Here is a 6,334-nt window from a genome sequence, read left to right as displayed (position 1 = left end):
CGCCGATCCGGTTGATCAGCGGCTGGATGATGCTGTCGGTGAACTTGGTGACCAGCCCGGTGAACGCGGTGCCGATGACCACTGCGACGGCGAGGTCGACGATGTTGCCGCGGGCGAGGAACTCCTTGAAACCCTTTAACACGATGTGCCTTTCGTTGCTGGATTTGCATGTGGGCGCCGAAAGCGTAGCGCAGCGGAGCGGACCGGCCGGGCCTATCGACCAGCGCCGTCAGTGGATCGCCAGCGTCACGTCCTGCACCAGAGTCGCGCCGGCGAGTGCGTGGGCGGCCGCCGCCGGCAGGGCCACCAGCACCACCCGGTCGTCGCCCGCTTTAGACACCAGCACCACCACGGCGTCGGCGGCCAACAGCCGCGGCCGGGCATCGCGCTCCGCCGAGGGCGCACCGAGGACGTCGACGACGTCTCCGGGACGAATCACGTCCAGAACCGCGCCGTCGGCCGGGTGCACCGGGACGGTGCGGGGGTCCGGCCCGGCGACCAGCCCGGCCAGTCGCGGTCCCAGCACCCGGGCGTCGGTCAGAACCTCCCCGCGCCGGGAGGGCCCGGCAAGGGTGGCGCCCACGACGGCGTCCAGTGCGGTGACGGCACCGTCGGGGAGAATTCCGGCCGGCAGCACGCGCAGGGCGACGTCGTCGCCGGTCAGGGCGGTCCCCGGGCCCAGGTCGTGGACGGCGACCACGACCGCGCGAGGCGCGGTGTCCGGGTCCGGTCGCCAGGCCGCGAGCCCCGCCAGCAGTACCAGCAGGCCGGCGGCGATGCGCCGGGCCAGTAGGGTCCGCGCGAAGTCCGGTCGTGCGGCCCGCGAAATCCGGTTCAGCAGAGTGGGATTGAGCGATTTGCCCATTCGCTCACGGTAGGGCTTGCCGGACCCGCGCGCCTCGGCGGCGGCGTCGGGTTGTGGATAAGCCTGTCAGGTGGATGCGGCGGCGGGTGCCGAACTGGGCGTCGACGCGGAACCTCCGGAGCCATCCGAGCCCGAAGACTTCTCCGGCTTGGACGCCGGCGCCGCCGAACCCGAGGAATCCGACGACCCCCCGGAGTCCGAACCGGACGTCGCACTCTTGCCCGATTCCCGGCTGTCGGTGCGGTAGAAACCGCTGCCCTTGAACACCACCCCGACCGAGTTGAACAGTTTGCGAAGCCGGCCCGAGCATCGTGGGCAGGTGGTCAGCGCGTCGTCGGTGAACGCCTGGACCGCGTCGAATCGGTTGTCGCACTCGGTGCAGGCGTAGCTGTAGGTCGGCACATCACCCTCCGGGAGGACTGGATCGTTGGCACTCTACCGCGTCAAGTGCCAGAACCGCCATCGGGCGTGGAGCACTCCCGCAGCGCGTGCAGTCCAGCGGCCGGGGTGAGGGCGTGGGTCATCGGAACGTCATGCGGGTCACACGGCAGTTCGTCGACGAACTCGCCGTCGCGCACCACCGCCACCAGTCGCGTCCCCGGCGCGCACAGCGGCAGCGACCGGTCGTAGAAGCCGCCGCCCCGCCCCAGTCGCCCGCCGCGGCGGTCCACCGCCAGAGCCGGCACCAGCACCACCTGGGCCCGGGCCAACGCCGCCGCCGGCAGTGACGGTCCGGCCGGCTCGCGCAGACCGAACCGGCCCTCGGCCAGCCGCCCCGGCTGGTAGCGGCCCCAGCGAAGCGGCCGGGGCTCCCCCCCCGGTCCGGTGCCGGTCACCGGGAGCAGGACGGTCTCACACAGGTGCAACAGGGTGTCGAGCATTTCGGGTTTGCCGGGCTCGGTGCCGACCGGAACGTAGGCCGCGACCACCCGGGCGGCGCCGACGGCCTCGGCGAGATGGCCGCGGAGCAGCTCCGCCTCGGCCCGGCGCACCGCATCGGACAGGCCGCGCCGCGCCGCCAGCGATTGCGCCCGAAGGTCTTCTTTGCCCACGTAGCCCACGGACACACCCTGTCAGTGGGACCGGTTCTGCGCCACCGCCGCGCCGGGTTAGGGTTGTGGGCATGCTCAGCGACCGGGTGCCGATTCCCCGCACCGCCATCGTGCCGGCGGCGGGCCTGGGCACCCGGTTCCTGCCCGCCACCAAGACGGTTCCCAAGGAGTTGCTGCCCGTCGTCGACACCCCCGGAATAGAACTGGTGGCCGAGGAGGCCGCCGAAGCCGGAGCCGAGCGGCTGGTGATCGTCACCTCCGAAGGCAAGGACGGTGTCGTCGCGCACTTCGTCGAGGACCTCGTACTGGAGGGCACCCTGGAGGCCCGCGGCAAGAAGGCGATGCTGGAAAAGGTCCGCCGTGCTCCCGCCCTGATCAAGGTCGAGTCGTTGGTGCAGGCCGAACCCTTGGGCCTGGGCCACGCGGTGGGCTGCGTGGAACCGGTGCTCTCCAGCGACGAGGACGCCGTGGCGGTGCTGCTGCCCGACGATCTGGTGCTGCCCACGGGGGTGCTGGTGACGATGGCCAGGGTCCGCGGCAAGCGGGGCGGATCGGTGCTGTGTGCCATCGAGGTCGAACCCGACGAGGTCAGCGCCTACGGCGTGTTCGACGTCGAACCGGCCGCAGGCGCCACCAGTCCGGACATCCTCAGGGTCAAGGGGATGGTGGAGAAGCCCGCCGCAGACCAGGCGCCGTCGCGGTTCGCCGCGGCCGGCCGCTACCTGCTCGACCGCGCGATCTTCGACGCGTTGCGCCGGGTGAGCCGCGGTGCGGGCGGGGAGATCCAGTTGACCGACGCGATCGCGCTGCTGATCGAGGAGGGCCATCCGGTGCACGTGGTCGTGCACCGCGGGTCTCGACACGACTTGGGAAATCCCGGCGGGTATCTGAAGGCTGCGGTTGACTTTGCCTTGGATCGTGACGACTACGGCCCGGAGTTGCGGGCCTGGTTGGTGGAGCGGCTGGGCCGGACCGGCCGGTAGGAGTCTGCGGCGGGCCGGTCTCGAGGCCGAAAAGGCAGCCCCTCAACAGGGGCAGCCCCGTCAGAAAGGCGGCCCCGTCAGAAAGGCAGGACTGTGCGTTCGGTGGAGGAACAGCAGGCCAGGGTGACGGCTGCCGCTGTCGCGCCCAGGCCGGTCCGGGTGCCCATCGCGGAGGCCCAGGGCCTGATGTGCGCCGAGGAAGTGGTCACCGAACGGCCGATGCCCGGGTTCGACCAGGCGGCGATCGACGGTTACGCGGTGCGCAGCGTGGACATCGGCGCCGCCGGCGACGGCAATGACGTGGTGCTTCCCGTGGTGGGTGTCATCGAGGCGGGTTCGCGCACGCCCACCCGGTTGCAGCCCAGCCAGGCCGCCCGGATCCAGACCGGCGCGCCGATGCCGACCCTGGCCGACGCGGTCTTGCCGCTGCGCTGGACCGACGGCGGGCAGACCCGGGTGCGGGCGTTGCGCGGGGTGCGGTCGGGCGCCTACGTGCGGCGCGCCGGCGATGACGTTCAACCCGGTGACGTCGCGGTGCGGGCCGGTGCCGTGATCGGGCCCGCGCAGGTCGGGTTGCTGGCCGCCGTCGGGCGGGAACGGGTCCTGGTGCACCCCAAACCGCGGGTGTCGGTGCTCAGTGTGGGCGGCGAACTGGTCGACATCCTGCGAACGCCCGGAAACGGTCAGGTCTACGACGTCAATTCCTACGCGCTGGCCGCCGCCGCCCGCGATGCCGGCGCCGACGCGACCCGGGTCGGCATCGTGAGCACCGATCCCAAGGATCTGCGTCACGTGGTCGAGAGCCAACTCAACCGCAGCGAGGTCGTGGTGATCTCCGGTGCGGTCGGCGGTGCCGCCGCGGAGAACCTGCGGGCGGTGCTGTCCGAACTGGGCAGCATGGAAGTCACCCGGATCGCCATGCACCCCGGTTCGGTCCAGGGATTCGGACAGCTCGGGCCGGAAGGGGTTCCGACGTTCCTCCTTCCCGCCAACCCGGTCAGTGCGTTGGTCGTGTTCGAGGTCATGGTTCGCCCGCTGATCCGGCTGTCGCTGGGCAAGCGTCAACCCATGCGGCGGATGATCCGGGCGCGCACACTGGCGCCGATCAGCTCCGTCACCGGACGCACCGGCTTCCTGCGCGGCCAGTTGCTGCGCGACCAGGACAGCGGCGACTACCTGGTGGAGGCCATCGGGGACGCCCCGGGCGGTTCCTCGCACCTGCTGGCATCGTTGGCCGAGGCGAACTGCCTTGTCGTGGTGCCCAGTGACGTCGCGGAGGTCCGGACCGGGGAAGCGGTCGACGTCGCCTTCCTGGCGCAGCGCGGCTGAGGTGCCGGGGGCGGCCGAGTCGTACGGGGATTCGACGTGAGCTTCTGGGGTCGCGGTCCGGCGCACCCGGGGTGGCCCGGTCCGGTGGGTCCACTGCGGGTTCCCGCGGGCACGGTCCGCTTGCGGCCGCCGCGATTGCGCGACGGAGCCCACTGGAGCCGCCTGCGGTTGGCCGAATGCGACAACCTCGAACCGTGGGAGCCGTCGGCTGAAACGGATTGGGTTCAGCGGCACAATGTCTCGGCCTGGCCGGCTATGCATTCCGGCCTGCGTGCCGAGGCGCGCAAGGGTCGGATGCTGCCCTATGTCATCGAACTCGACGGATGCTTCCGCGGCCAGTTGACGGTGGGCAACGTGACGCACGGCGCGCTGCGGTCGGCCTGGATCGGTTACTGGGTGTCCGGGGAGGTGACCGGGGGCGGAGTCGCCACCGGCGCCCTTGCGCTGGGATTGGATCACTGCTTCGGGCCGGTCGGTCTGCATCGCGTCGAGGCGACCGTCCGTCCGGAGAACACCGCCAGTCGGCGGGTGCTGGCAAAGGTGGGTTTTCGTGAAGAAGGTCTACTCAGGCGCTACCTCAACGTGGACGGCGACTGGCGCGACCACCTCCTGGTGGCGATGACGGCCGAGGAGACGGACGGGTCGGTCGCGGCGGGCCTGGTCCGGCGGGGACTGGCCCGGTGGCCCTGAAGGTGGGCCGGTGTTGCGAATGTGACATTTGTGACTGGTGGTGCTTGTCTTCCGGGAATTACACGTGTGTAATTGGCACGGCGCGCCGCCACCGAAAGCGGACGTCACGGACCTAGCCTGGTCGGGAAAGGAGCAGGCCCATGCCAAGCATCCCCCAGTCATTGCTCTGGATCTCACTTGTGGTGCTCTGGCTCTTCGTCCTGGTGCCGATGCTCATCAACAAGCGCGACACCGTTCGGCGAACCAGTGACGTCGCCCTGTCCACCCGCGTCCTCAACGGCGACGTCAGATCCCGGCTGATCAGGCGCAGCGGCCCGGCGGCCGGCCATCGGCACGATCCGGACTGGCAGGCCGGTGACCACCTCGCCGCGGACGACTACCCCGAGGCGTTCGGCGAGACGACCGCCGAGGACTTCGCGGCCCAGCGTGATGTGATCCAGGAGTACGACGACGCCGTGCGGGACTCCCGGATGGGCGCCCGGCCCCGGTCGGTCGTGGTTGTCGCGGCGGTGGCCGAGCGTGCGCCCGCCGAGACCGACTACCTCGACGTCGACATCGTGGACGAGAACTCCGGTGCGCTGCCCGTCGGCGGAACCGGTGGGCAGGCCAGCCTGTTCGACACCCCGTCGCCGGAGGCCCGGGAGGCCGGGCCCGAGGCCGCGGCGCCCGCGCCCGAACTCCAGGCTGAACCCCCGGCTGACGTCGCAGACGATCTGCGAGCCGACGTCGAGGCCGGCCTCGAGGTGGACGAATCAGTCGCGGAGGCGACCGGCCCCGCGCCGGGGCTCCCGGACGGGACTGCCGACGAGTACGAGTACATCGAGGACTCTTCAGGTTTGGAAGCCGAGGACGAAGGCGACGTGCCGGTGGCTCCCCGGCCGTCGAGCCGCCAGCGGCGACTGTCCAACGCGACCGCGGCGGCGGTCAGCGCCCGGAAGTACCGCTTCCGCAAGCGGGTCCTGATGGTCATGGCCGCGCTGATGGTGCTCAGCGCCGGCCTGTCCTTCACCGTCGGCCCCGCGCTGTGGTGGTCGTGCGGCATGGTGGCCGCAGTGACGGTGCTCTACCTCGGCTACCTCCGCCGTCAGACCCGAATCGAGGAACAGGTGCGACGCCGGCGATCGCAGCGGGTGATGCGATCACGCCCGGTGCGCTCGCAGCCGGTGGTCGAACCCGTATTCGACGAGCGTTCCGCCCGGCGGGGACCGGAGGTCGATCTCCCCGAGTTCCCTACCCGGCTCCAGCGCCCGGGAGCGGCGGTGCTGGAGGTCGACGACGAGGATCCGATCTTCGAACATCTCGACGAGGTTCCGTACAGCCGGCGGCACTACGGAATGTCGAGGGGGATGCCGGGGGGTCTGCCGAGGGCGTCGGGTCAGTAGGAACGCTCACCCGACCGGACTGGTAACCTGCTA

At 71.0% G+C, this 6,334-nt stretch carries 8 protein-coding genes; 4 read left to right on the top strand and 4 right to left on the bottom strand.

The annotated features are described in order from the left end of the window. The 4 genes from ADBZ5U_RS03700 to ADBZ5U_RS03685 all read right to left on the bottom strand — a co-directional run. Positions 1-142, bottom strand: a 142-nt coding sequence (locus ADBZ5U_RS03700) for an MscL family protein (RefSeq protein ID WP_526262493.1), incomplete at its 3' end; no start/stop codon positions are given. Between the two features lie 87 nt (positions 143-229). Beyond that, positions 230-865, bottom strand: coding sequence for an SAF domain-containing protein (locus ADBZ5U_RS03695; RefSeq protein WP_526262489.1), 636 nt, complete (start codon positions 863-865; stop codon positions 230-232). 66 nt (positions 866-931) lie between these two features. Then, entirely contained in the window at positions 932-1,267 is a 336-nt protein-coding gene (locus ADBZ5U_RS03690; RefSeq protein ID WP_526262487.1) for an FmdB family zinc ribbon protein, read from the bottom strand. A gap of 41 nt (positions 1,268-1,308) precedes the next feature. Then, positions 1,309-1,926 carry a 5-formyltetrahydrofolate cyclo-ligase gene (locus tag ADBZ5U_RS03685; protein WP_526262485.1) on the bottom strand — a complete coding sequence of 206 codons (618 nt, stop codon included), beginning with the start codon at positions 1,924-1,926 and terminating at the stop codon, positions 1,309-1,311. Between the two features lie 62 nt (positions 1,927-1,988). Between ADBZ5U_RS03685 and ADBZ5U_RS03680 the strand changes: the two genes are divergently transcribed. The 4 genes from ADBZ5U_RS03680 (at position 1,989) to sepX (ending at position 6,301) form a co-directional block, all read left to right on the top strand. Beyond that, complete coding sequence (locus ADBZ5U_RS03680) at positions 1,989-2,900, top strand: UTP--glucose-1-phosphate uridylyltransferase (RefSeq protein ID WP_526262483.1); 912 nt, start codon at positions 1,989-1,991, stop codon at positions 2,898-2,900. Between the two features lie 93 nt (positions 2,901-2,993). Then, positions 2,994-4,229 (top strand): molybdotransferase-like divisome protein Glp, encoded by a 1,236-nt coding sequence (gene glp, locus ADBZ5U_RS03675; RefSeq protein WP_526262481.1) that lies wholly within the window; start codon positions 2,994-2,996, stop codon positions 4,227-4,229. A 36-nt stretch (positions 4,230-4,265) separates the two neighbouring features. Beyond that, positions 4,266-4,919, top strand: coding sequence for a GNAT family N-acetyltransferase (locus ADBZ5U_RS03670; RefSeq protein WP_526262479.1), 654 nt, complete (start codon positions 4,266-4,268; stop codon positions 4,917-4,919). A gap of 140 nt (positions 4,920-5,059) precedes the next feature. Then, a complete protein-coding gene (sepX, locus tag ADBZ5U_RS03665) occupies positions 5,060-6,301 on the top strand; it encodes a divisome protein SepX/GlpR (protein WP_526262477.1) in 1,242 nt (413 codons plus the stop codon). Positions 6,302-6,334: the final 33 nt, after the last annotated feature.

Source organism: Mycobacterium sp., assembly GCF_040398885.1.
In the GTDB taxonomy this organism is placed as follows: Bacteria; Actinomycetota; Actinomycetes; order Mycobacteriales; family Mycobacteriaceae; genus Mycobacterium.
Note: the sequence above shows the minus strand (reverse complement) of the source record. Positions and strands in the feature narration are given on the sequence as shown.